Below are 25,641 nucleotides of genomic sequence, written 5' to 3'. Positions count from 1 at the left end.
GGTTTTACCCTTCAAAAACTGTCAAAGACGAGAGTATATCACTCATTTTTTAAGATTACAATAATTCTCATCTTAGATAAATAGCTGTTATCGATAAATGATTACCCCGTTTATTGGATAATCTAAGAATAAAATTGCACCGTCTTAAAGTCTTTGGTATCGTTATTACTATGTCAAAATTTTTCAGGGGGATTCATGAAGAAAGTTACAAGGGTTTTTTACATCACTTTGGTTTTAGTTATCCTGGCAGTAATATTAGGTGCTCTGTTTCCCGGGCAATTTGAGAAAATAACCGGCAACATTAAAGCATTTGTTGCGACATCATTTGGCTGGTATTACATGCTGCTTATGTCTGCCATGATTATTCTTTCTATTATCATTGCAATTAGTCCATACGGTAAAATTCGTCTAGGCAAGGACAAAGAGCGACCGGATTTTTCAACTCCTACATGGATAGCCATGCTGTTCTCTGCGGGGATGGGAATCGGGCTCGTGTTCTATGGTGCTGCTGAGCCACTATTTAACTATGCCCTTGATGCAGCAACAGAAAAAGTTGGTACGGATGCAGCCTTCAAAGAAGGTCTTTCCTATTCTTATTTCCACTGGGGAGTTCACATTTGGGCGATGTATGGCATTGTGGCACTAGCATTGGCATTCTTCCAATTCCGCAAAGAAGAACCGGGATTAATTTCGGCCACATTAAAACCATTGTTCGGAGAGAAAATGAATGGTCCGCTTGGGGTTTTAATTGATGTACTAGCAGTGTTTGCGACGGTTTTTGGGGTTGCAACCTCACTAGGCTTTGGGGCAGCCCAGATTAATGGGGGACTCTCCCATTTATTTGGTGTAGAAGTTAGCTTTTTCTCACAGTTTATCATTATTCTGATCGTAACAATCCTTTTCATTGCATCCGCTTGGTCCGGCTTAAGTAAAGGAATTAAATATTTATCCAATACAAACATGGTACTTGCGGTTTTATTACTAGTCGTTGTGATAATTGTTGGTCCGACATTATTGATTCTTGATATGTTTACTGAAACGTTTGGGCAATACATGCAGAACCTCATAGAAATGAGCTTCCGAACCGCACCACTTGAGGGAGATAATCGTGCCTGGCATAACAATTGGACAATCTTCTTCTGGGCATGGTGGATATCCTGGGCACCATTTGTCGGCATGTTCATTGCACGTGTATCTAAAGGAAGAACCATTCGTCAATTTCTACTCGGTGTAATGGTCGCACCAACATTATTTGTTTCCATCTGGTTTGCCGCATTTGGTACAACTGCTGGAGATGTACAAAACAGTGGTACTGACTTGACAAACTATGCAACAGAACTCGTATTGTTTAATATGTTCGATCAAATGCCGTTATCGTTCATTCTTTCCATCATTGCGATTTTGCTGATTGCGTCATTCTTCATTACCTCTGCCGATTCAGCGACGTTTGTTCTCGGTATACAATCAACGAACGGTTCCCTGATACCGCCGAATCAAGTCAAAATCATTTGGGGTATCGCTCAATCTGCCGTAGCACTAATTTTGCTCTATGTCGGCGGTTTAACAGCGATTCAGAACACCATTATCATCGCCGCACTACCGTTTTCATTTGTCATGATTTTAATGGTAATAGCATTGTTTAAGGCACTAAGTAAAGAAGTAAAATAGTGACAGGCACCCGACTGGGTGCCTGTCACTCGAAAAACTATTGCTCTTTACCAGCCGCTTGTTGTGCATTAAATTTCCACTCAAGTTTTAGTGAATCACCTTGGAATTGATTTTGGTCTTCACCGTTATCAAGGAAATTAAACTTTACAACAAGATCATCTGAACTTCCTGCTTCAAGACCTTTTTCACCAAATGCTGGTAAAAAAACACTTTCGTTAACTGCTTCCGGTGTCATCTCTTTCAAATCTGCCAGCGTTGTTTCATAGATTACCTCATCCAGCTTATCCGCATTGTACAGGAATTCAACCTGAATATGCTTGCCGAAATCGTCAGTATTATTGCCCTCCGCATCGATAACGCTATAATTCGTTTCCAGCAGTACTTTCGCTATATCCAATGATCCACTGTTTTGCAATTCAAAATCGCGTATGACAGAATCATCTGGTTTCAGACCGTCTACATCAATAATCGTCGTTGGTTCCACAGCTAAATCCAATGTTCCTGCCGCAAATGTATTATTGGTTGTCTTACTGGAGCTGAAATACGCATAAGTCCCCCCGCCAATCAACGTTAAACCAAGCACAGCCGACATAATACCCAATCCAAGTTGTTTCTTTAAACCCATCTAAAACTTCCCCCTTCATTTTATTGGTTAAAACATAACTGCCTATTTCGCGTCTGTCCCTACATCACCTTTGGGTTTATCGATTTGTCTTAATGCACGCCAAATCGTTACCATAGAGTATAAAAGCAGACAAACACCAGGTAACACTAACATTAACGCAGCACCCTCTCTGGAGTTAGCAAAATTCATAACATACCCGACATACGGAACCGTAAATCCTGTATATACCCCGACAATATCTCCTGGTGAGACAGGATCCATATCGGGCGCGTCATTCGCATCTCCTTTGGTAATATAGTGCTGTCCATCTTCCTTCACTTGCACAATCCGGTGTGTCACAAAAATATCTTCTTCTGTTTTAAATGTAACCACATCACCTTTTTGAAAGGTCTGCTGCCCATCAGTAGACTTTATCGTTATGATCGATCCGGTTTGAATGTCTGGTTCCATTGACCCGGAAAGGACCGTCTTGATTTGATAGCCAAATATACTTGCTTCACCACCTGAAGCTTTCATCGATATCACGGCAAATAACGTAACGAGCAGCACAATAAACAATAGGGTTGTTACAATATTGCTGATCAGCTTTAAAATACTTTTTGCTTTCATACAAACATCACTCCGATGCCCTTTTCCATCATTCTTTTCCGCTTGGCTCCGTCTGTTCATTTCCCTCAGATTTTGTTGTTGGCTTGTCATTTGCTGCTTTTACTTCTTGTTCTGATCCTTCTGATGCAGCCTTCTGATCGGCTCTTTCTGATTGATTCGATGTTTCATCCTTACCTTCATCCGTCAAGACTTTATCCTGCTTATCTGCATCTGTCTTATCTTCACTAGCCTGTTGATCCTGTTCCACATCGCCTGCTTCATTTTCCTGATCCTTGTTTTCCACTTCCGCTTGTTCTTCTTCCTTAATATTATCCCCGCTCGCAGGTTCCGTTTCTGCTTCACCAAATTGATCCGACGTGGATAGTCTTCCATCAACGGTTTGGCTATCCGTAAAATATGCCGTTGTCGGCGTGATTAATTGCGAGATGGTAAAAAATAACAGGTATCCGGTAACAAGCGGGAATAGAATATACATTTTCCATCCAGAATTCTTTTTTGTACGGAAAATCATGATAAAACTCCTTCACAAAGCATATCCCTCTGTGACAAACTGTGTACTTGCCACAGAGGTTTTTATTTAAAAAGTTATTGCCATTTTTCAATCAGGTTATCAGCATGTTTATTCAGTGTCTTTGCAGCGTCTTCTGCTATCAGGTTATTGTCCTTGTAATAATCAATTGCTGATTTGAAGTTCTTCATATGCTTGACAGCTTTATTCTGTAATCCACTATCGGCATAATGGCCGATTGCCGTCAATTGCGTTTTTAATAGACGTGTAACGATTGGATTTTTGATTTCTCCATTTTGCTGATACTGGTCAACAAGTGTCAGCATTGCTTCAACATTTGATTCAGTAGCTCCATCTTCTTTCTCTACGACGATGGTCTTTTTCGTCACATGCCCGCCAAGATCCACTACTTTGAATTCAAATTCATTTTTACCGTCTTTCAGGTCTAACTGAATATCGTTAATCTTCTTTTCAAAACCGTTCATACCATACGGTTCAGAAAGCTCATGCTTATAAATTTCGTTTCCATTCACATATAGGCGAATGTCATCAAAATTGTCTGTAACTGTAGCTGCAACCTGAATGGTATCAGCATCCGTTTTCTTGGCAGCCTTCACCTTCAGTTTGGCCTTTTCCGTATCCACAAAATATCTGCGGCCGATTTCTGCTTCATTACCAGCATTGTCTACCGCTTTAATACGATGGAAAAAGTAGCCATCTTTATTATGTTTTATTGTCACAGAGAAGTCATACCGATCTTGTTCTTCGTTATAGACAACCTTGGCCTTTTCACCATCAACAGTCACTTCTTTAATTCCGGATTTATCTGTTACATACCCGGTGAATTCCACTTCCCTGCTTGTTTCCACCCCTAGAAATTCCGGTGTTTTCAGATGCAGATCTGGCATTGTTGTATCTTCTCCCGTAACTGCCTCTTTTGATGTTTCATTACCGGCATAATCAACAGCAACAACTGTTAGCGTTTGACCTGGCTGCAGCTTTTTCGTTAGCTTGTGCTCCGTCTCACCATCCGCATATGGTTTGTCAAGAATGGATTTCCCGTCGATCTGTACATCCCAGTAGGCAAGCCCAATTCCCTCTGGATTATCCTCTGTATCTACTGTAACTTTTTGCGTTGTCTCATCAAACTTTGCATCCAGATCAGGTGCTGTTGTATCAAGTACGACCGGAAGCTCAAGTGATTGCCACGCTGCATTATCATAGTCAATTACGGCCTCAACCTGGAGAAAATACTTTCCTTCAGGTGCCTGTTTTCCAGCAATTTTTCCGTCCCATTTTCTAGACGAAGATAAGGAGTACATTGGGGCTCGTCCACCATCATAGTAATTCTTTGTCGCATACGATTCTGTCGTAATCGTGCGTACTTTTTCCTTGTTTTCATCCAATACGTTAAATTTTACTTCTTTTGCATTTCTCAGGAATGACAAAATAACAAGAGCATCGTCCTGAACCCCATCTCCATTTGGCGAGAAAGCAATCTTTTCCGGATCTATTTCAGCCGTTTGCTGATCTTCACCGAGAAAACCATATTGATCATTGCCCTCTTCATCTTTTCCTTGGAATGTGGCAACACCAGTCATGCCATAATAGGTTTCATCATCCCACATCGGCTTGTCCATGATCGGTGCCTTATCCCACTCACCTTTAAAGCCAACGTATGGTACCGAAATTTCCGGATTCGTGTCTGTTGGATCTGTCAGTGTTACAAATCCTTCCAGCCAGTAACCATTCGTGAAAAATTCGCCCAATTGTTCGTCAACACTGCTTACATCAACCGTTACCGTAACGGTGGCTTCCCCATTTGCCGGAACCTCGATTTGACTGACCGCTTCTCCATTGACCGTAGCCACTTTATCCAATTCCAGTGCCGCGAATTGGTTTGGAACGACCAGTGTATCATTACCATTTGCTACAGGCTGGTCAGTCTGGGCATTAGCCTTTACATCATAGGTAACCGCTTCATCTGTTAGATTTTTCGCAGTCAGTTCAAATGTTACCTCATTATCGGTTATTTGTTTTAACGCTACTTTCGCTTCGTTTTTCTTTGCTTCTGTAACAATAACTGGTGTTGATAGTGCTGCATGCAGCTGCATCAAACCAGCACCTTGACGACGCGGGGATACATAAGCCCCGTCTAATTTCACCAGCTTGCTTGTATTCATCATGATATTTTTGGCCATGGCAACCCGGTCAGCGTGATCAAGTCCAAATTTGTCATCGACATACTGCAAGACGAGTGCTCCGCCGCCTGCTACATGTGGTGCAGCCATCGACGTACCGCTCATCAACCCATATTCATCATTATTCAAGGTTGATAAAATTTGTCCGCCTGGAGCGGTAATTTCTGGTTTAAAGTCCAAGTTCGGGGTCAGTCCCCAAGACGTAAAATCACTCATTTTTCCAGCACCCGGATTATTGATCGTTGCTGTACCACCATTGAAATTCAATGTAACGGATTTACCGTCTTTTAAAGCTGCTGCAAGCTTGTCCCCGTCATTTTTCAACATGAACAGCTGCGGTATTTCGATCGCATTATCTGTTGCCATACTCACAATGCCATCTGTATTGTTATAGATAATTACCCCTTCCGCTCCAGCCTCCTGAGCATTTAATGCCTTATCCGTAAATGCCAGTTCACCGCGCTGAACCAGGGCATATTTTCCTTTTACATCTTTTCCGGCGAAATCCTCCGGTGCGCCGAGTCCGGCTTCAACGACCTCAAACGATGTCTTTACATAATCAGACGGATCTGTATTGCCAGCGGAAAGAAATGGTGCACTGCCTTCTGTATCATCAATCGTATAATCCACCGCATCAACATCCATATACGTATTTTCATAGGAAGCAACCTGCAGTGAATCCTCTGCTACTCCCGGTGAACCGCTCAGACCATAATCCGGATTCGAGGCAAGCGGATAATAGAATCCTTCCGCAAACTTGTTCGAGTTTCCGGCAGAGATTGATACAAGTACTCCATTGTCAACCGCGCGTTTTACTGCCTGCTGCTCGGGTGCACCCGGATCGACATACCCTGCAGGAGAGCCAAGACTCAAGTTCAATGCATCGACACCTAGTTTAATAGAATCATCAATTGCTTTTACATAAATATCGCCATAGGTTGACTGCATTTCCGGGTCATTTCCAAAAACCTTTAAGGCTAACAGCTGTGCTTCCGGGGCTATCCCTTTAATACCGCCATTATCCTCGTCTCCGTTGGCGCCAACCGTTCCGGCAACATGCATGCCGTGCATGGATGCTCCTTGAATATTGTCAAGAATTTCGTCATTTTCATCCATGTAGTTATAACCATATGGGACTTTTTCCGTGTAAAATTTACCTGGCAACCCTTGATCAGCTACCGTTTGGTCAACAGACTGCTTTGTGTGGGCAGGTTCTGTATTCTCGGATAGGATCATATCACGGTGTGACGGATCAATCCCGGTATCAATGACCCCGACCGTCATCCCTTCCCCTTTATAACCATAATCACGCCATGTTTTTTGCGCCTCTACCAATTCCTTGCTATATTTCATCTCCGGTTTTACTTCCGGTCGCTTATACTCATTTACGATATGTACCTTGCCAACGTTAGGAATCTTTTTAATGAACTCAATATCCCCTTGTTTGACTTCGGCACTAAATCCGTTTACGACGGTAGTAAATTCCTGTAAGTAATCAGCCTCAATTTTTTCGGTCTTCATTTTATCTTTGACCGTTTTTTGTTCTTGTTTTGCCGCTTGCTGAAGCTGATTTTTTTCCGTTTCTTGCAAACTATTAAATGTAACGCCTTTTTTAGTAGCTTTCTCTATTGGTGCTGCTTCTTTTAATTCGACAATTACTCTAACTTCTTTATTAGGATCTGTCGTTTCTTTCAGCTTTTTAGCGTCTGGTTTTACCTTTTTCTCCGTATGCTGCTGGAGTGTTTTCCCTGTGATTTCGGCTGCACTTACATAGAAATAATTACTGAATGCCAGCAGTAAGGCCAATATCACGACTGAAATTCGTTTTAGCATATTTCTCCCCCTTTAGATTTAATTGAAATATAGGAACTTTCCCCCTCCTTTGCAACGTGTTTCATTTAAATACTCAGTCATTTCTAACATTATCGAATTAAAAATAGAAGTACTAGTGCAAATAGTCTCAATTAGTTTATGAAAATAGTCTTTGTATAGGTATAAGGTCTTGCTTTAAGTCATCATGCAGAAAATCTTCACCCTGCTCTATCATTTGGCAGCCTTTCTAAACATAGCCTTCAAGAAAGGCTAACTATAAACGTTTTGTCATCTCTATTATATATAGTTAAAACCAACATAAGAATACAAAAAATTTAATATTTACAGTTTCTTAACGATAGATTAATAGTAATTCAACATTCCTCCATTAAGGTAGATAGGGATAGGAAATACAAAAAATGGAGGGGAATGGAATGAAAAAAAATGCCAAAAAGCTGGTTGGAGTCACCCTTGCTGGAGTGTTAAGCACATCGGTTGCCCTGGGCATAGTAACAACAGCAAGTGGCGATGCAAAAAGCGAAAATCTTCAACCCGCACATGAAGACGCAGCCAAAAATGTAATCCTTTTGGTTGGCGATGGGATGGGACAGAATCAGGTATCTGCAGCAGCTTACTATAAAGGAAGCGGATACGGGGCAGAAGATTTAATCGTGGATCAATTTACCAATGTCGGATATGCACGGACCTTCTCACATGACAATACGGTTACAGACTCAGCGGCAGCAGCAACTGCTTTTTCATCCACACACAAAACAGACAATGGAGTGTTGGGAAAGGCGCCAAAGAACGAAGAACATCATGAAAACGAGGAACATTTTAATGTTGATACTGTGCTCGAATCTGCTGAAGAAAGCGGCATGTCTACTGGTCTCGTATCGACAGCAAGGATTACCCATGCTACACCAGCTGCCTTCGCATCCCATATTGGAAACCGTGATGAAGAAAACAACATAGCTGAACAAATGCTGCTAAATCACGACATTGAAGTCTTACTCGGTGGCGGAAAGCGTCATTTTCTTCCAAAGGACGAGGGTGGGAAACGTGAAGATGGAAAAAATCTCTTGAACGCAGCTAAAGAAAAAGGTTACAAACTAATTGAAAATAAAAAAGAACTAGAGAATGCGGATGCAGACAAATTGTTAGGTTTATTTAATGAAAGTCATATGTCATATGAATTAGACCGGGATCTGACCGGTGAACCAAGTCTGCAATCGATGACCGGTAAGGCACTGAATGTACTTAAAGATGATAAAGATGGTTTCTTCCTTATGGTGGAAGGTGGACGTATTGACCACGCTGGACACGCAAACTGGCCTGCAACGAATATTCAAGAAACCCTGGCATTTGATAAGGCGGTTCAGGAAGCACTAGAATTCGCAAAAAAGGATAAAAACACAATCGTAATTGTAACAGCCGACCATGAAACTGGTGGTATGTCCATTGGGGCGGACGGTGTATACGGGTTTAATAAAGAAGTAGTGCAAAATGTGAAACGGACACCAGAATATATCAGCAGCCAATTTAATAAAGAACAATCTAACATTGCCGAAATAATGGCGGAGTATACCGGTATCAAAGATTTGAAAAAAGAAGAAGAACAATTAATTAAAACAGATGAAGATGCTGCCGGGGCGATAGCTAAAATTATCAGTGAACGGGCATTGATTGGCTGGACAACGACAGGACACACAGGGGTTAATGTACCAGTCTATGCATACGGTCCATTATCAGAAAGACTTACTGGAACAATCGACAACACAAAAATCGCAGAATTAATAAGCAAAACAACTTCAAAATCATTAACTTCACTGGATTTAAAGGAGCAGGTTCAACAATTTGAGGAAAATGGTGAAATTACAAATCATGATGCAGCACAATCACTACTGATCCATTTAACTACAGTGGGTAAGTTTGAGCAGAAAGGTGCGGCTGAAAAAGTTATCAAGCATTTAACGAATTTTAATCTATTACTTGATCAACAGAAACAAAAAGACCTTATTTCCACAAATGCCTATGATGCCTTAACAAAAGGAACAGAATCATTGTTGGCAAAATGGCAATAACCTTTATTTTACCGGGAGGGGGTGACCTGGTGACCTCTACAAGTCTATAAAATAAGTTATCATCATATATATGAAAGGAACGTAACGAATTCACCACTTTCCTATTAAGTGGATAAGACGAGGAGGAAGCATATGAAGAAAATACGGAGTAAATTTTTAACCGCCGTAGTACTTATCATTGGTATCGCAGTAATGTTTCCTGTGACCAATGCATTTGCAAGCACCAGCGGAAGTACCCCGGTAAACGTTGCCCATAGGGGGGCATCTGGACAGGCACCGGAGAATACGCTTGCCGCCTTTGACAAAGCAATCGAATTTAATGCGGATTACTTTGAACTTGATGTTCAGATGACGAAAGACGGAAAGTTAATTCTTATGCATGACACGACAGTAGATCGTACAACTGATGGCACTGGAGCAATTAAAGATCTTACCTTTGAAGAAATCAGACGACTAGACGCCGGAAGCTGGTTTGATCAATCATTTGCAGGGGAAACAGTTCCTACCCTCGGAGAAGCATTAGATCGCTACAAGGGGAAAATTGGTATTCTAATAGAATTAAAAAATCCGGAACTTTACCCGGGTATTGAACAGAAAGTAGCAGACGAACTATTGAAACGAAACATGGGGACAACGGATAACAGCGATATAATTGTTCAATCTTTTAATTGGGAATCTATTAAGCAGTTTCACGAAATACTGCCGTCAGTTTCAACCGGGGTGTTAATCAGTAATGCGCAGACAATTGAAGGTAAAATCACTAATGAACAGTTAACAAGCTTTCAAACGTATGCTGATTATGCTAATCCTAACAAAGGGTTACTAGATCAAGATACGGTTGATCGTATTCATCAGCATAAGCTAAAAACCTGGCCATACACTGTCACAGACAGAGAATGGGCTGTCAGACTTACAGAGTGGGGCGTCGATGGGATTATTACAGATTACCCAATACTTATAAATATGCCAGCTAGTGCAACTACCATTAAAACACTTGTCGAGCGTTTTGAAGGAAAAGAATTATCCAGTACCGAAGCACATTCGTTAAAAGTACACTTAACCGCAGTAACTCAGTATGAAGAAAAAGGATTGCATGAGAAAGTTATCAAGCACATGAACGGTTTTAATACACTGCTGAACCAACAAAAAGAAAATGGGTTGATTTCTGACCGGGCATTTAATGTACTGCTTGATGAGGCTACTTTTCTTATAGGAAAGTGGTAAGGGGTGGAATTTGGTTTCATGATGAAAACAGTAATCTAACATTATTTCAAGTTACCCCGTAACAGCGTGTTCGAATAATTGAATAAAATGGCAGAAAAATTGGAACAGCATCGTTTCAAGTATCAGAACATACTTCATCGGTTTTTTATAAAAAACAACACACAAGGAGGAATACAGGATGGGAATTAAAAAACAACTTGGCATTGGTATACTGTCCGCAACACTTGGATTAACAATGATAGGAGGAGGAACGTACGCATATTTCAGTGATGATGAAGTGACACAAAATACATTCGCAGCAGGTACCTTGGATCTGACTGCAGAGCCTACCGAAATTATCAATTTGGACAATATAAAACCTGGTGATCACATGGTTCGTACGTTTGAATTGCAAAACAATGGCACACTGGATATTGCAAAGGTATTGTTAGAAACCGACTATTCCATTATTGATGCTAAAAAAGATAACACAGATGACTTTGGCAAGTATATCGAAGTTGAGTTTCTATACAACGCTGATAAATTGGATGAAGTTATCTACAAAACAACGCTGGCAGAGCTAAAAAAGATGAAGCCTGAGACGATAAACAAACACATCTTTTACCCCCAATTTGGTGAAGAGGGGCTTCCCGCTGGCACTATTGACGACTTTGCAGTAAAGTTTAATTTTGTTGATAACGGAAAGGATCAAAATGAATTCCAAGGAGATACCTTAAAACTGGAATGGACATTTAAAGCAGAACAAACAACTGGTGAAGAAAAGTAAGAGTTTAATAGAAAAGTTTTAACCCCCACAACTTTAAAGTTGTGGGGGTTAAAATATTTTTCACTTGCTATTGACCTTTCTATTTACTAATTTGAATAGTTACGGTGTCGATAAGGAGTAATATTGATTTACATTAAGAGAGGGAACGAAACCAATTTCGCTATGGTTCGAAATACGAGATTTCACATACGATCATTCCCAGAATGTCGAACAAAAAAATTCATACCTTAGATGTCCTTATCAACCTAGTTTTATCTATTAGAGGATGTTCAAAAAGTCACCAAATGATAAGCGGCGAATCGTATCGCCCGCTTGCTTTTCCGCTCCTCATGTACCTTTTTATGTACACTCCGGTGCTCAAAGCTACGCCGCCTCGACCTTCTTGCTTCTCATCCGGCGACTTTTTGAACACGCACTATTAGGATATACCTAGGTTTTTTACTATAAAAAAATTATTTTTGGAATCCTTTCCAAACCTATAGAAATAATCCACCAAATTATCCTGCTTTACCAAGCAATCTACCCCAACAATTATTCAATATTACTGCTTCTCTTTCTCTTCACCATTTGTATTGCTAACACAATAATGACCAAACTAAGGCCAATCATATCTGTCCATAATCCGGGGATAACCAACGTTACTGCACCAATTACTGCCAAAATCCTGAGAGGTAAATGAACGTCTGTAAGTAAATATCCTTCCAATCCTGCTCCTAAGGCAATGATACCTAATGCTGCAGTGATAGTTACCCAAATAATCTCTAATGCACTTGTTCCTTGCATGAGCAATTCAGGAGAATATACAAAAACATATGGAACCAGAATACCAGCTGCTGCCAATTTTAAAGAATTAAAACCGGTTCGATTCGGATCACCCCCGGAAATTCCTGCACCAGCAAACGCGGCAAGCGCAACAGGGGGTGTTAAATTTGCCAAAATGCCGAAATAGAACACAAACATATGGGAAACAAAAGGATCGACACCAAACTTTACTAAGGCCGGTGCTGCCATGGAAGATGTAATGATATACGTTGGAATTGACGGTAATCCCATGCCTAAAATAATCGAAGCAAGCATGGTAAAAAACAATGTTAAAATAAGCGTGTTCTGACCCAATACAAGGATAGCGGTCGTCATTTTTAGTCCGAACCCTGTCAAAGATGCAACACCAACAATAATCCCTACCATGGCACATGCCATTGCTACGCCAAGTGCACTGCGCGTTCCCTCTTCCAGTGCCTGCACAATTTTCTTCGGACCTAATCGGGTTGTTTTTCTAAACATGGCAATGACAACGGTCGAAATAATCGCCCATGCAGCGGCATAAATCGGGGTAAAACCGCCAAATAACATATAGATTAAAATAACTAGCGGTATTAACAAATGTCCCCGTTCTTTGATAACTTGCTTCATATTTGGAAGGTCTTTGCGCGATAATCCCCTTAGGCCACGCTTTTTAGCACGAAGGTGAACAACCGTGATCACACCCATGTAGTAGAGAACCCCTGGAAGAACCGCAGCAAGAGCAATTTCGGCGTATGGTTTCCCTAATGTTTCCGCCATAATAAAAGCTGTGGCCCCCATTACCGGCGGAAGCACCTGACCGCCAACAGATGCAGCAGCTTCAACTGCACCAGAGAAGTTTTTCGAGTAGCCCGTCCGCTTCATCAAAGGTATCGTAAACGATCCAGTTGTCACAACATTTGCTATTGCAGAACCGTTAATCGATCCGAGAAATCCACTAGAAATGACAGCCACTTTTGCCGGTCCTCCCGACGTATGACCGGAAATTGCCATTGCAGCATCATTAAATAACTGCCCCATCCCTGTCCGATTCAAAAATGCACCAAATAAGACGAATAAGAAGATGTATGTAGCCGATACCCCGATCGCTGTCCCATATATCCCCTCTGTGGTTAAATACATATAAGTGGCTATATCATCTATTGCATACCCCCGATGTGCAATAACCCGAGGAAGGTATGGACCAAAATAAGCATAAAGTAAAAATAACGAGGCCAAAAGCGTTAACCCATTGCCAACAACACGACGCCCACCTTCAAGCACGAGAATGACAATGAGTATACTAAAAAGCAGGTCGTTTTGATTTGGCAACCCGGCTCGACTGACAATACCTGAATAATCGGCAAAAATATAGACGATAGTTGCAACAGACAATAACGCTAACAATAAGTCGACGACTGTTGCTCGTCTTTGTGGTGCTCTCTTGCGTGATGGATACAGCAAAAACACCAGGGCTAAAATAACACCGGTATGAAGGGCCCGATGTTTCAATGTAACTAATGGGCCGGTAAAAGAAGTAACAAGATGGAATAGTGCCAAGCCAACCGCTAAAAGCGTAACCATTCTAACCATCCATGGTATGTTCAAATTTCTGAATCTGGACTCTGAATCGTATTTCCCAACAAGCTGCTTTTTTTTCTCTTCTGTCAGTTCTTCAGAATGTTTAACCACTTGTCCGTTATGCATTTGGTCCATCCCTCCTTACAATCGCTTGATTTTCAGCCACAACCACTCATACATGCTAACCACTTTGTAATGAATCTGAACGTTAATATTATCAGGAACAACTTGTGAAAGTGGATATTTTTTCGTTTGTTGTTCAAGATAATAATTTGACATCGGAACATAGAAAAGCGAGTAATATGGAATGGTTCGTTCTATCCCTGTCACACGAACAAACTCATTCGCAAGGAATTCCACCTTCCCATCTGTATCAGGAGTACCAGCTCCGTAAGATTTATAGGTGGTAGATTTTAATAACAATTCACCGGTCTTTGTTATCATGTAAGTCTCTTCCCAAGGTGTTAACTCGACTGAATGTCTCCATCCAATTGTTACGTCCTCGTCTTTATCCCATGGAAAAAAGTACAACGAATTCCCTTTATTATTCGTTAGTAATAAACCGGATTGAACTGGAACCATCAGGATCCCAGCCACGACCAAAACCAATCCGCAATAAATGATGATATTTTTCAACATTGGAATGACCCTCTGTGAAGAAATATTTATTCCGTTATCCCCTGTTCATCAAAATACTTTTTCGCTCCCGGATGAAGTGGTGCCGGAAGATTTTGTAAGGCATCTTCGATATTTATGTCTTTTGCAGCGTTATGGGTATCTTTTAACTGATCAAGATTTTCAAATATCCCCTTTGTCATTTGATATGCCATCTCATCAGATACATCTTTATGGGTAAGCAATACATTGTTAACGCCAATTGTTGCGACATCATCTTCCATGTCGTATACGTCCTTTGGTACTGTTGTCGGAAAGAACGCATTGTAATCCTTTTGCATTTCCAAGACTTTATCTTCAGCAATTTCTACAACGACAATTTCCTTGTTTGTTTGCAGTTCCAAAACACCAGCATTCGGAAGTCCAGACGAAATAACAACCGCATCGATTGTCCCGTTTTGAATCCCTTCCACCCCTTCAGCGAACGATAGAAAGTCTTCCTCAATATCGTCATACGTCATGTCATATGCTTCCAACACTCGCTTCGCACTAATTTCAGTCCCTGAAGCGGGCGCTCCTACTGCAACATTTTTCCCTTTTAAATCTTCCACCGTTTTAATGCCTGATTCTTTGGTAGCAACGATCTGCAAGTAGTTTGGATATAATGAGGCAATCGATCGCAAATTTTTCTGTGCCCCTTGTTCTCTAAAGCTGTCGATCCCTTCATAGGCGTCGGCAGCAGCATCTCCCATGGAAAAACCAATTTCCGCTTTCCCTTGATTCAATGTTGTGGCATTGGCTGAAGAAGCTGCTGTTGACTGGCTATTGGCATTTGCCCCCATATCCTGGTAAATTTTTGCCATTGCCCCTCCAAGTGGATAATAGACACCGGAAGAGCCACCAGTAAGAATCGTGATAAACTCACCTTTCAGTGGCTGGTCGTTGTCACTGCCAGCATCATTATCACCATTTTCACCATCACTATTTTTGTTACAAGCACTTAAAGCAACTATAAATACAACGAATAAACATAGAGCCGGAAATAATTTTTTCACTATTTTCCCCTCCCTTTGGCTTATATTTTTAAGATGTGTACATGCTGATCGGGTATTAATAATGATTATGCAAGTTTACTGAATTTCATGATTGTCCTGGTCAGCTTGGCCACCTTTTAAAAAAGCGTCAAAAAAAAGAAAGGATATGCAGATAGCATCCTTTCTTTCCGTAGCAATAAACAAATCTCTTATATTCAGTGTCTTTTATACTCCCCGCTTATTTCCCCATAGGTAAGTATGGAGCTGGGGCAACACCCGAACATTTTTTAAGGCCTTACTTTCCATTACCTTTTGTACTAACCAGTCGTACCGATTTAACAGATAGTGCAGTAGCTTATCGTCATCTACATTTTCCGTTTGATCATTGCCAACTTGCAGAAATAGCGGAACATCTGGATATCGCAAATGAACCCTCTTCGCATACTCTAAATCAGTCAAATCAAAAATAACAATCTTTAAACTGCAGGATCCTTTCTGTTTTTCCTTTAATGAAGCAATCATATTATCAAGGATAGCAAAATTTGTTTTCATTTTAGAACTGGGCGGCTTTGGCGATAGGGTTAGCTCATCAATATTGACAAACCAAGGCTGCCACTTGCTTCCTTGTGTCTCAAGGGCGATTTTTATCTGGTTTGCTTGTAATAAATCAACAAAGGCTCCCAGTCCAGAAAGCAAAGCGGGATTGCCGCCAGATATAGTTACATGCGCAAAACGGCCACCTGCCTGCTGATTTAGTTCCTGCCAAATCTTCTCTGGCTCCATCAAGTTAATCTTCTCTTTTTCTGAGCCATCCCAAGTGAATTTCGAATCACACCATGAGCAAGCGTAATCACAGCCCGCGGTTCGAACAAACATGGTTTTTTGCCCAATTACCATTCCTTCCCCTTGAATCGTTGGGCCGAAAATTTCCAGAATAGGCAGTTTCAACGTTCCGCTCCCCCTTTTGGTCGATAGATACAATAACTAGTCGGGGTTTCGCGTAGAAAGACTTGCAGGCATACCGGTTTATTTGCCAACGTTTCTAAATGCCCCTGTATAATATCGTAAATGCTTCTCGCCACCACCTCGGTTGTCGGAAAATAGTCTCCCTGAGCATCTAAAAACGCAGGATCCTTATTCAACGTGGAATGATCAAAACGATTATGGATTAAATCTTTGATCGTTTTAAAATTGATCAGAAAACCAGTGGAATCCAGTGTATTACCAGCAATCGTTACGTTTACAAAATACGTATGGCCATGGGTATACTGACACTTTCCAGCCTCCTCGTCTGCAATATAATGGGCGGCGGCAAAGTGAAAATCTTTATTTAACTCATACAAAAAGTTATGGGCAGGAACGGGATAGATTTGTTGGATCATTTCGTCACCTCATCTCCCCGGCGCATTTCATATTGCTCTAACCCTTTTTGACGGAGTTTGCAGGAAGGGCATTCCCCGCAACCTTCTCCTTTAATCCCGTTGTAGCAAGTTAATGTATGCTCTTTTACAAATTCAAACGCACCAAGCTGATCACTTAATTCCCATACTTCCGACTTATCCCGCCACATTAATGGTGTATGTATCAAAAATTGATCATCCATCGACAAATTTAAGGTTACATTAAGGGATTTGATAAAACTATCCCGACAATCCGGGTAACCACTAAAATCGGTTTGACTTACTCCGGTAATAATATGTTTGGCACCGGTTTGTTTTGCGAGAACAGCAGCAAAGGATAGAAATAACAAATTCCTGCCAGGCACAAATGTTGACGGCATCCCCTCGTCATCTGTAATTTCGATATCATCGCGTGTTAAGGCATTTGGTGCCAATTGGTTTAACAGAGTCATGTCCAGTTCATGTTGCCGGACGTTTAATACATCACAAATCTCTTTTGCGCATTCCAGCTCTGCAATATGGCGCTGCCCATATTGAAATGTCACTGCTTCGACATGCGCAAACTCCCTCAACGCCCAAAACAGACATGTCGTGCTATCCTGTCCGCCACTAAAAACAACTACTGCATTTTGATTATCCATTTCTTTTCCCCTCTCCTTTTGTTAAAAGGAAGAGATTCAAACATTCACCATAAAAAAAGACAGCACTAAGAAGCACGCTGCCTTGTCTCCCTAGTTTTTTATAGAGGGATGGTTTCGAACCTCTCCTGCTTACATGCAGATTTTTGATTTAATTGCATATCTAGCTTAGCATGTATGAAAATTCCTGTCACGTGGATAGAAGCTTATTGGTATTAGAAATAACAAGATTTTGACGTATAATACTCTTCCATTTTATTAGTTCCTTAAGTAAAATACGTAGCACATCCATTTAAAATTAGTACGTGCCACACTCTGAAAATATTATAGTGCTAACAAAAAAAATATCTTTTATTGGCATTGATTTTTCTGGGCAAGTTCTCCCCTTTTTTTAAATAAACATTGACTCTATCTTCTAATTTTGCTATTTTATAAATAATCGGAATATTTATAATCAACTATTATGGCCTTTTTCATAATATTTTACCCATTTGAAACGCCTCACATATTTCAGTAAGGAGAGATCACCAGATGAGAAAAATCTATACGAACGGAAATTTTTACACGTTCGATCAAGTAAAACCTGCCGTTGAAGCGGTTGTTGTGGAAAATGGCAGATTTATTGACATGGGAACTACCGAAGACATGGTACTCAACTGGCAACGTCAGGAGGTTAAAACTATTGATTTACATGGAAAAACAGTAACTCCAGGGTTAATCGATAGTCACTTGCACCTTTCAGCAGTTGCCCAAAATTTTCTTAACCTGGATTTAACCAGTGTTACATCCAAACAGGAAATCTTCCGGAAAATTCAGCAGAAAGCGAGGACACTAAGCGAAGGGGAATGGTTACAGGGAAGAGGCTGGGATGAAAATCTTTTTATCGAAGGTTGTATTCCAACGATTGAGGAACTAGACAAAGCTTGTCCATCTCATCCGCTATTTCTTTCACGAGTATGTGGCCATGCTGCACTAGTAAATAGTAAGGCGCTAGAGGTTTGTCATTACCATCCATCGATGACGATACCTGAAGGCGGAACTATTGTGATTGACGAACAAACGAAGAAGCCAACCGGTTTACTGTTAGAATCGGCTGCCGATCTTATAACCCAACATATACCTGAAAGAACGTATGATGAACTGAAAAATACCTTAAGACAGGCGATACAATTTGCCATCACAAAAGGGCTAACAAGTGTCCATACAAATGACCCGCTTTTTTTAGGTGGACTTAATCAAACGTATAAGCTTTACAATGAGTTGCTGAACAAGGAGCAACTAGGACTCCGCTGTAATCTATTAATCAATCATGAGTTTTTGAAAGATCTCAGGGAAAATGGAATGTATGCTGGTTACGGAAATGAAACATTGCAAATAGGTGCGATAAAGATTTTTGCCGATGGTGCACTTGGCAGGAGAACTGCCTTATTATCAGAACCTTATAGTGATGCACCCGATGAATATGGGAAAGCTATGTTTGATCAAGACACACTTTACGAGATTGTTAAAAATGCTCGCTCGCTTTCGATGCCAACTGCCGTACATACGATTGGTGACCAAGCACTTGAAAATGTATTGGATGTTTTGGATCAATTTCCGCCAGTTGCATACCGTGACAGGATTATTCATGTACAAGTGGCACACAACGAACTCATCAAACGTCTGGCAACACCAAGCCGGATTGCAGACATTCAGCCCCGTTTTGTTGTCGGTGACTTTCCTTGGGTGGAGGACCGGCTTGGTGAAGAACGAATTAAGCTTGCCTATGCCTGGAAAACGTTAATCGAATCTGGAGTTATTTGTGCAGGAGGCTCTGATGCACCAGTCGAACCGGTTGACCCGCTCCTGGGAATCCATGCTGCAGTCACAAGAAAGGTTCCCGGACAAACCCATAATGGCTGGAATGCAAAGGAAAAGCTTACAATGACGGAAGCTTTTCACTTATTTACGAAAATGGGTGCCTATCCGACAAATGAAGAAACAGTAAAGGGAACTATTTCACGCGGGAAACTGGCAGACATGACCGTTTACTCCGCTAATCCATTTAAGATGGAAGACCCAGATGCATTATTGAACACGGATATCGAAATGACCATTATTAATGGGGACGTAAAATACGAAAAAAGTCTGGTACCACAGGACCAATAGGAGGGGGATAATTTTATGGGTGATATATTACAGGCCATCACATCGTTCCTATGGGGGCTCCCCCTCATCTTGACCATTCTCTTTGCCGGAGTATATTTTACAATAGGAAGTAAACTGTTTCAGTTCGCTTATTTACCACATATTTTAAAAGAAACACTCATGAAGGTGTTTAAAAAGAAGGAATCTGACGCCGAATCAAAAGGAATCATTTCCTCGTTTGAAGCAGTGAGTACGGCAATCGGCGGTTCGGTAGGGGTTGCAAATATCGGTGGTGTATCCACGGCAATTGCTGTTGGCGGCCCTGGTGCGGTATTTTGGATGTGGATTTGCGCCTTGTTTGGCATGATCATCAAGACAGCTGAGGTAACGCTTTCCGTTCACTACCGAAACACCGATGAAAACGGAGATCCATATGGCGGACCAACTTACTATATGGAAAAAGGGCTTGGGGAGGAAAGAAATTTTAAATACTGGATGATCCCTGCTGTTCTGTTTGGCTTTGGTATTTTTGGGACCTTCTTTGTAACCCTGCAAAATTACACTATTTCCGAAGCCGTAAGTTCAACGTTTGATATTGGCATGATCCCTGTTTCAATTACACTGATGCTGCTCATTTATTATATGATTTACGGCGGCATTAAACACATTAGCAAAGTTGCAGCAAAACTTGTTCCATTTATGGTCTTGTTTTACGTGCTCGCCGGCATTTTTATTATTTTGAGCCACTTCAGCCAAATCGGAAATGTATTCTCCATTATTTTTCAAGGGGCATTTGGCGGGACCGCAGCAGTAGGCGGATTCACAGGAGCAGCAGTTGCTCAGGTTATTCGCATGGGTCTAGCCAGATCAGTTTACAGTAATGAAGCCGGCTGGGGAACATCGCCTATGGTTCATTCTACAGCGAAGACAGATCACCCGGTAAAACAAGGAATTTGGGGTGCTTTTGAAGTTTTTGTGGATACCATCATTGTCTGCTCGATAACGGCATTTACGATTATCATCACTGGCAAATGGGCCACAGGATTATCAGGTGCAGAACTGACCTTGTCAGCCTTTGAAGCCGGTGTTGGCGATTTCGGCCGGATTATTATTACCCTTTCCATTTTCCTGTTTGGTTTAACAACTACATCAGGCTGGTACTTATATTACGAGATACTGCTTCGCCACTTGTTTAAAAACAAGAACGTAAAAATTAAAAAATGGTTCTTAAAATTTTTTAATTGGTTTTATCCTATCCCAGGTACACTAATGGTCATTTATGCTGTCAGCTTTGGTCTGCCAGGTCAAACTATCTGGTATTTCGCGGATATTACATCGGCAATTCCAACCTTCATCAACGTCGTCGTCATTCTGATTTTAAGCAAAAAATTCTTCGCATTGCTTCATGATTACAAAGCAAGATATTTGGGGATTGGAAAAATTGATCCTGATTTTGCATTGTTTTATGAGGATGAGAAGAAGGGTTCGGTGGATAAGGAGGATGTTTTATAGGAGCCTGTGTAATATGGGAGAGGACCTTTGTCTGCCTCCCTTTTTTCATACTTGAGGTAGTTTAGGTTAAGATCGTAGCGAACTTTCCTATTTTTGTTGCAAATGCAACAAATTTGGGTTAAATTTAATACATGCTCATTTACTGCATTTGCAACAAAATGTGTGCTAAGGAGTTACTTATGAAAGAAATTCTTCGTGAAATCGGCATGATTGCTAGGGCACTAGATTCTATAAGTAATATAGAATTTAAAGAGTATGACCTTACAAAGGGGCAGTATTTATACCTCGTGAGAATATGCGAAAACCCAGGAATCATTCAAGAAAAGCTGGCTGAGATGATAAAAGTAGATCGTACCACAGCAGCGCGTGCTATAAAAAAACTTGAAATAAATGGCTTTATTGAAAAAAAAGAAGATATACATAACAAAAAAATTAAAAAGCTCTTTCCAACAGGGAAAGGGAAAAATGTTTATCCTTTTATATTAAGAGAAAATGAGTATTCTAATATCGTTGCATTAGAGGGGTTTTCCGAAAGAGAAGTGGAAACCATTTTCAATCTTCTTCAAAGGGTAAGAAAAAATATAGAAAAAGACTGGGAATTTGTAAAAAAGGGAAACAAGAGAAACTATTGATTTTATAAAGGAATGACATGATAGATGACAACACATATAAAACAGTGTACCCATGAAGACATACACAAACTTCAAGAAATTAGTTACGAAACATTTAAAGAAACATTTGGGAATCAGAATTCAATTGAAAATATGAATGCCTATTTGGAAAGGGCATTTAACTTAAATCAATTGGAAAAAGAATTTGCCAACAGTTCATCGGAATTCTTTTGTTTATTTCAAGAATGAAGTCGCAGGATATTTAAAGGTTAATACAAATGATGCTCAGTCTGAAGAAATGGATGATGAATCACTTGAAATTGAAAGGATTTATATAAAGAACAGATTTCAAAAACACGGGCTTGGTAAACTTCTGCTAAATCAAGCTATGGAAATTGCTATAGAACGTAATAAAAAGAAAGTCTGGCTGGGTGTATGGGAAAAAAATGAAAATGCTATCGCTTTTTATAAGAAAATGGGGTTTATCCAAACTGGAGCCCACTCTTTTTATATGGGTGATGAAGAACAAATAGACTTTATAATGACTAGAACACTCATATAACTTTTTGAAAGGTGGATTATTATGTATATTCCTAAGTATTTTAAAGTCACGGACTTTGATGAAATTAGAGAATTTATTCAAAGGAACTCTTTTGGAACAATTGTAACGACAAAACAAGGTAAACCCATTGCCTCTCATTTACCTTTGGAGTTACATAAACAAGGAGAGGATTGCTATATAACTGGGCATGTGGCCTATGCGAACCCTCAATGGAAAACGCTCGAGGATAATGATAATGTCCTTGTTATGTATCAAGGTCCACATGCTTACATTTCATCTTCTTGGTATGGGTCTGAAAATGTACCAACATGGAATTATCAATCTGTCCACGTATATGGAACCGCAAGTATTATGAGTGAACAAGAATTGCAAGAAGACCTCATACTACTATTAGAAAAATATGAACAGCATCGCAACAATGCTGCTTTATGGAAAAATCTTTCTTCACAAACTAAAAAACAAATCAAAGGTATAGTTGGGTTTAAAATTAAAATGCAGGAAGTGCAAGCTGCTTACAAGTTAAGCCAAAATCGAAATGAAACGGATTATTCCAACATCATTGATAAATTGCAAAATGAAGGAAGTTCAAATTCGAAACAAGTGGCAGAACTGATGGAAAAAAGATTAAAAAATCACATGTAACCCCACTTTTATTCAACCCTAAAAACGGGACTGCCATATTACCGGCTTCTGTTCAGACTGTAAAAGATTGTACTTAAAATAAAGGGGGAGTTTAAGTAGCCAACATAAAAAATCGATTCCTATCCGTTGTAAAGGAGTCGATTTTTTATGTTGTCATTTGCTAAATCTATAAAACCCGCAATTTTCTAATGCCCCCAATGAAAACGCCAACATTATTGACTTTAGCGAACGTGATAAGCTGCAACAGTCAGAAAATGATATGAGCAATTACCACAATGATCGGAAGTGTAATACATGTTCGTAACAGGAATATCCAGATTAAATCAAGGATAGTGATTGGCAGCTTTGAACCAAGTATCAACCCACCCATTTCCGACATGTAAACCAATTGCGTAACGGATACACAAGCTATTATAAATCGTGTCATTTCACTCTCAATACCACTGCCAATTACGGCGGGCATAAACATGTCTGCGAATCCAACTACCATCGTTTGTGCAGCCTGGCTTGCTTCCGGAACCTGCATCAAGGACAAAATTGGTTCAAACGGTTTACCTATAATGGAAAAAAATGAAGTAAATTCTGCGATAACCAACGCAACTGTACCGATCGCCATTACTATTGGCAGAACCCCCAGCCACATATCAAGTACATTTTGTACCCCCTCTTTCAGTACAGAACCGGGCCCATTGCCTTTTTTTGCCTTTAATACTGCTTGACGGAAACCCCATTTAACCTTGGAGACGTTGTCAGGGATTTTTGTTTCCTTCTTCAAATCGGTATATTCATAGCCTGTGTCTGCCTTTCTTGATAAAGGCGGTATTCTCGGCATGATTAAAGCAGCAACAAGTCCAGCAATAACGATTGTCCCATAATAATGCAGAAAATACTGCTCCAAATCCAAATATGAAATAACGACAATAGTAAATGTAATAGATACAACAGAAAAAGTAGTCGCAATAACCGCTGCTTCACGTTTCGTATAGTAACCATCCTCATATTGCTTTGCTGTCAATAGAACACCAATTGTGGCATCCCCTACCCATGAGGCCAAACAGTCAATCGATGAACGTCCCGGCAGTTTAAATAAAGGTTTCATTACTTTTATAAGTAATGCGCCAAAAAACTCCAGTAACCCAAAATTTAATAGAAGCGGCAAAAGCAGCCCTGCTAATAGGAACATTGAAAATAATAACGGAATCAAATCGTAAATCAGAAGTCCGCCAGTATCCTCCGAAAAAATCATTGCCGGTCCAATTTTAAACAACGTTATTATTGCAAAAATAGCACCAAGCAAACGAGCAGTCAGCCAGAAAAAACCGACATTCAACAACGTATTTAAATAATTATTTTTAATAATAAACTTAGGCTTCCATATTACAGCAATAATAGTACCTATCGAAGAAAGAGCCATAATCCATACAGTTATGGAAGGTATTATTTTACTAAAGGAGTTGTTAATCAGTTCAGCAAAAAAAGCTACCGGGATCGTCATTCCTTCATCGGTTGAGATCGGCACAACAAATAAGAGAATTCCAAATAATGACGGAATCAGGAATTTTAATATGTCACCAACTGTAAACATTTTAACATCGTTTTTTTTTATTGCTTTTGGCATTTCATTCATTTAATCACCCCTATTTATTATTCTAAAAATAACCCGTGTTCTGTATAAACTTGTTCCAGCTTTTGTTGACGAAGGCTAACCCGATCGTGATCCCGTTCCTCTATCCCTGCTAAAATGATTTCTGCTAAACTGATGACAGATGCAATAGAATGGTGACCTGAATCCGCATTTTTTTCAGTTGTCAACGTAACCTCTGCAAGTTGTCCAACCGGGGAGAGCTGGCTGTTTGTAACGGCTATTGTTTTGACACCTTGCGATTGAGCGCGTTCTATCAACTCAAGTGATTGCTTGCGATACCTTGGAAAGGAAAAGATGACTAGAACAGATTGCTGATTCAGACCATATATGTCTTCCAGTGAAAAACCCGTTGGACTCGAAATCAATACATTTTCCCTATATTGCCTAAGCGTATAATATAACCAATAGGCGGCACCATATGAACTTCCAAAAGCACCAATATACACTCGATCTGCCTGAATCAACTGATCGCATACATGCCAAATCTCATCGGTGTTTATTTGCTCTAACAATTGAGTTAAAACGGATTGTTCCTTTTCAATAACTTTTCTAAATATGCTCTTTTCATCGGTGTGTGTTTCTTGGGGAAATTCTTCTTTGGTGTCCGGATGCTGTTTTCTCAGCCAGTTTTGACGTACTGCGTTCTGCATTTCGATATAGCCCTTAAATCCCAGCGCATAAGCAAGTCGTATAACGGTAGTTTCGCTTACGCCTACCCTGTTTCCCATTTGAAAAGCAGTAAGCAATGCACCTTCAGCAATATTTTGAGTAATAAATTCAGCGACCTTTTTTTGACCGGGCGACAACAACAAATAGTTTTCTTTGATGATTTCAGTGATTGATTTTAATTTCATACGTACTCCTTTCTAGTTTATTTTGCAGGAAAAACTTCATTTGTTATATTATAATGTATTTTATACTTCAAATTCAATGCCAATTGTGATATTTTTAATTATAAAGATAATTAGTGATGTTAACGAGTAACACAATCGCT

20 protein-coding genes, 1 pseudogene and 1 riboswitch are annotated in these 25,641 nt (G+C 40.2%); of the genes and pseudogenes, 9 read left to right on the top strand and 12 right to left on the bottom strand.

Annotated features, from left to right (window positions below; genetic code table 11):
- Positions 1-195 precede the first annotated feature (195 nt).
- The gene (locus CZ382_RS19235; protein ID WP_088052771.1) at positions 196-1,668 is read left to right on the top strand and encodes a glycine betaine uptake BCCT transporter; all 1,473 of its coding nucleotides are present in this window, start codon (positions 196-198) and stop codon (positions 1,666-1,668) included.
- Positions 1,669-1,705: 37 nt separating this feature from the next.
- Here the strand turns inward: CZ382_RS19235 and CZ382_RS19230 are convergent, their stop codons facing one another.
- The 4 genes from CZ382_RS19230 to CZ382_RS19215 all read right to left on the bottom strand — a co-directional run bounded on the left by CZ382_RS19230 (position 1,706) and on the right by CZ382_RS19215 (position 7,444).
- Complete coding sequence (locus CZ382_RS19230; RefSeq protein WP_088052770.1) at positions 1,706-2,293, bottom strand: CalY family protein; 588 nt, start codon at positions 2,291-2,293, stop codon at positions 1,706-1,708.
- A 42-nt stretch (positions 2,294-2,335) separates the two neighbouring features.
- The gene (gene sipW / locus CZ382_RS19225; protein WP_088052769.1) at positions 2,336-2,902 is read right to left on the bottom strand and encodes a signal peptidase I SipW; all 567 of its coding nucleotides are present in this window, start codon (positions 2,900-2,902) and stop codon (positions 2,336-2,338) included.
- A 28-nt stretch (positions 2,903-2,930) separates the two neighbouring features.
- The gene (locus CZ382_RS19220) at positions 2,931-3,413 is read right to left on the bottom strand and encodes a hypothetical protein (protein ID WP_088052768.1); all 483 of its coding nucleotides are present in this window, start codon (positions 3,411-3,413) and stop codon (positions 2,931-2,933) included.
- A 74-nt stretch (positions 3,414-3,487) separates the two neighbouring features.
- Complete coding sequence (locus CZ382_RS19215) at positions 3,488-7,444, bottom strand: S8 family serine peptidase (RefSeq protein ID WP_088052767.1); 3,957 nt, start codon at positions 7,442-7,444, stop codon at positions 3,488-3,490.
- A 413-nt stretch (positions 7,445-7,857) separates the two neighbouring features.
- Here CZ382_RS19215 and CZ382_RS19210 point away from each other — a divergent pair, with 413 nt between their 5' ends.
- The 3 genes from CZ382_RS19210 (at position 7,858) to CZ382_RS19200 (ending at position 11,497) form a co-directional block, all read left to right on the top strand.
- Positions 7,858-9,507, top strand: coding sequence for an alkaline phosphatase (locus CZ382_RS19210; protein WP_159457840.1), 1,650 nt, complete (start codon positions 7,858-7,860; stop codon positions 9,505-9,507).
- 132 nt (positions 9,508-9,639) lie between these two features.
- On the top strand, positions 9,640-10,731 hold the full coding sequence (locus CZ382_RS19205) for a glycerophosphodiester phosphodiesterase (RefSeq protein WP_088052765.1): 1,092 nt from the start codon (positions 9,640-9,642) through the stop codon (positions 10,729-10,731).
- A gap of 178 nt (positions 10,732-10,909) precedes the next feature.
- Positions 10,910-11,497, top strand: coding sequence for a CalY family protein (locus tag CZ382_RS19200; RefSeq protein ID WP_088052764.1), 588 nt, complete (start codon positions 10,910-10,912; stop codon positions 11,495-11,497).
- 531 nt (positions 11,498-12,028) lie between these two features.
- Here the strand turns inward: CZ382_RS19200 and CZ382_RS19195 are convergent.
- From CZ382_RS19195 to queC, 6 genes are all read right to left on the bottom strand, one after another.
- Entirely contained in the window at positions 12,029-13,987 is a 1,959-nt protein-coding gene (locus CZ382_RS19195; RefSeq protein ID WP_088052763.1) for a TRAP transporter permease, read from the bottom strand.
- A 15-nt stretch (positions 13,988-14,002) separates the two neighbouring features.
- Complete coding sequence (locus tag CZ382_RS19190; RefSeq protein WP_088052762.1) at positions 14,003-14,500, bottom strand: DUF1850 domain-containing protein; 498 nt, start codon at positions 14,498-14,500, stop codon at positions 14,003-14,005.
- 26 nt (positions 14,501-14,526) lie between these two features.
- Positions 14,527-15,531, bottom strand: a complete 1,005-nt coding sequence (locus CZ382_RS19185) for a TAXI family TRAP transporter solute-binding subunit (RefSeq protein WP_159457839.1) — start codon at positions 15,529-15,531, stop codon at positions 14,527-14,529.
- 204 nt (positions 15,532-15,735) lie between these two features.
- Positions 15,736-16,458, bottom strand: coding sequence for a 7-carboxy-7-deazaguanine synthase QueE (gene queE / locus CZ382_RS19180; RefSeq protein WP_088052760.1), 723 nt, complete (start codon positions 16,456-16,458; stop codon positions 15,736-15,738).
- Complete coding sequence (gene queD, locus CZ382_RS19175) at positions 16,455-16,892, bottom strand: 6-carboxytetrahydropterin synthase QueD (protein ID WP_088052759.1); 438 nt, start codon at positions 16,890-16,892, stop codon at positions 16,455-16,457. The genes queE and queD overlap by 4 nt, the downstream gene beginning before the upstream one ends.
- Positions 16,889-17,551, bottom strand: coding sequence for a 7-cyano-7-deazaguanine synthase QueC (gene queC, locus CZ382_RS19170; RefSeq protein ID WP_088052758.1), 663 nt, complete (start codon positions 17,549-17,551; stop codon positions 16,889-16,891). Before queC ends, queD begins: the two co-directional genes overlap by 4 nt.
- A gap of 84 nt (positions 17,552-17,635) precedes the next feature.
- A riboswitch (PreQ1 riboswitch) is annotated at positions 17,636-17,680 on the bottom strand.
- 399 nt (positions 17,681-18,079) lie between these two features.
- Here queC and CZ382_RS19165 point away from each other — a divergent pair.
- The 5 genes and pseudogenes from CZ382_RS19165 to CZ382_RS19145 all read left to right on the top strand — a co-directional run bounded on the left by CZ382_RS19165 (position 18,080) and on the right by CZ382_RS19145 (position 23,002).
- Positions 18,080-19,696, top strand: a complete 1,617-nt coding sequence (locus CZ382_RS19165; RefSeq protein WP_088052757.1) for an amidohydrolase — start codon at positions 18,080-18,082, stop codon at positions 19,694-19,696.
- Positions 19,697-19,711: 15 nt separating this feature from the next.
- Positions 19,712-21,187 (top strand): alanine/glycine:cation symporter family protein, encoded by a 1,476-nt coding sequence (locus tag CZ382_RS19160; protein ID WP_088052756.1) that lies wholly within the window; start codon positions 19,712-19,714, stop codon positions 21,185-21,187.
- Between the two features lie 179 nt (positions 21,188-21,366).
- Complete coding sequence (locus CZ382_RS19155) at positions 21,367-21,819, top strand: MarR family winged helix-turn-helix transcriptional regulator (protein WP_088052755.1); 453 nt, start codon at positions 21,367-21,369, stop codon at positions 21,817-21,819.
- A 24-nt stretch (positions 21,820-21,843) separates the two neighbouring features.
- Positions 21,844-22,360: pseudogene (locus CZ382_RS19150) on the top strand (GNAT family N-acetyltransferase).
- A gap of 21 nt (positions 22,361-22,381) precedes the next feature.
- Positions 22,382-23,002 carry an FMN-binding negative transcriptional regulator gene (locus CZ382_RS19145; protein ID WP_088052754.1) on the top strand — a complete coding sequence of 207 codons (621 nt, stop codon included), beginning with the start codon at positions 22,382-22,384 and terminating at the stop codon, positions 23,000-23,002.
- A gap of 247 nt (positions 23,003-23,249) precedes the next feature.
- Here the strand turns inward: CZ382_RS19145 and CZ382_RS19140 are convergent, their stop codons facing one another.
- Both CZ382_RS19140 and CZ382_RS19135 read right to left on the bottom strand, forming a co-directional pair.
- A complete protein-coding gene (locus CZ382_RS19140) occupies positions 23,250-24,629 on the bottom strand; it encodes a YjiH family protein (RefSeq protein ID WP_088052753.1) in 1,380 nt (459 codons plus the stop codon).
- Between the two features lie 17 nt (positions 24,630-24,646).
- Complete coding sequence (locus CZ382_RS19135; protein ID WP_088052752.1) at positions 24,647-25,501, bottom strand: MurR/RpiR family transcriptional regulator; 855 nt, start codon at positions 25,499-25,501, stop codon at positions 24,647-24,649.
- Positions 25,502-25,641: the final 140 nt, after the last annotated feature.

Origin of the sequence: Virgibacillus dakarensis (genome assembly GCF_900155625.1) — a bacterium.
Lineage (GTDB): Bacteria > Bacillota > Bacilli > Bacillales > Amphibacillaceae > Lentibacillus_C > Lentibacillus_C populi.
This window is presented reverse-complemented; position numbering and strand designations above follow the sequence as displayed.

Excerpts from the sequence above, each read along its gene's own strand:
- CZ382_RS19235 (WP_088052771.1), top strand. The coding sequence starts at position 196 with ATGAAGAAAGTTACAAGGGTTTTTTACATCACTTTGGTTTTAGTTATC.
- CZ382_RS19230 (WP_088052770.1), bottom strand. The coding sequence starts at position 2,293 with ATGGGTTTAAAGAAACAACTTGGATTGGGTATTATGTCGGCTGTGCTT.
- sipW (WP_088052769.1), bottom strand. The coding sequence starts at position 2,902 with ATGAAAGCAAAAAGTATTTTAAAGCTGATCAGCAATATTGTAACAACC.
- CZ382_RS19220 (WP_088052768.1), bottom strand. The coding sequence starts at position 3,413 with ATGATTTTCCGTACAAAAAAGAATTCTGGATGGAAAATGTATATTCTA.
- CZ382_RS19215 (WP_088052767.1), bottom strand. The coding sequence starts at position 7,444 with ATGCTAAAACGAATTTCAGTCGTGATATTGGCCTTACTGCTGGCATTC.
- CZ382_RS19210 (WP_159457840.1), top strand. The coding sequence starts at position 7,858 with ATGAAAAAAAATGCCAAAAAGCTGGTTGGAGTCACCCTTGCTGGAGTG.
- CZ382_RS19205 (WP_088052765.1), top strand. The coding sequence starts at position 9,640 with ATGAAGAAAATACGGAGTAAATTTTTAACCGCCGTAGTACTTATCATT.
- CZ382_RS19200 (WP_088052764.1), top strand. The coding sequence starts at position 10,910 with ATGGGAATTAAAAAACAACTTGGCATTGGTATACTGTCCGCAACACTT.
- CZ382_RS19195 (WP_088052763.1), bottom strand. The coding sequence starts at position 13,987 with ATGCATAACGGACAAGTGGTTAAACATTCTGAAGAACTGACAGAAGAG.
- CZ382_RS19190 (WP_088052762.1), bottom strand. The coding sequence starts at position 14,500 with ATGTTGAAAAATATCATCATTTATTGCGGATTGGTTTTGGTCGTGGCT.
- queD (WP_088052759.1), bottom strand. The coding sequence starts at position 16,892 with ATGATCCAACAAATCTATCCCGTTCCTGCCCATAACTTTTTGTATGAG.
- queC (WP_088052758.1), bottom strand. The coding sequence starts at position 17,551 with ATGGATAATCAAAATGCAGTAGTTGTTTTTAGTGGCGGACAGGATAGC.
- CZ382_RS19165 (WP_088052757.1), top strand. The coding sequence starts at position 18,080 with ATGAGAAAAATCTATACGAACGGAAATTTTTACACGTTCGATCAAGTA.
- CZ382_RS19160 (WP_088052756.1), top strand. The coding sequence starts at position 19,712 with ATGGGTGATATATTACAGGCCATCACATCGTTCCTATGGGGGCTCCCC.
- CZ382_RS19155 (WP_088052755.1), top strand. The coding sequence starts at position 21,367 with ATGAAAGAAATTCTTCGTGAAATCGGCATGATTGCTAGGGCACTAGAT.
- CZ382_RS19145 (WP_088052754.1), top strand. The coding sequence starts at position 22,382 with ATGTATATTCCTAAGTATTTTAAAGTCACGGACTTTGATGAAATTAGA.
- CZ382_RS19140 (WP_088052753.1), bottom strand. The coding sequence starts at position 24,629 with ATGAATGAAATGCCAAAAGCAATAAAAAAAAACGATGTTAAAATGTTT.
- CZ382_RS19135 (WP_088052752.1), bottom strand. The coding sequence starts at position 25,501 with ATGAAATTAAAATCAATCACTGAAATCATCAAAGAAAACTATTTGTTG.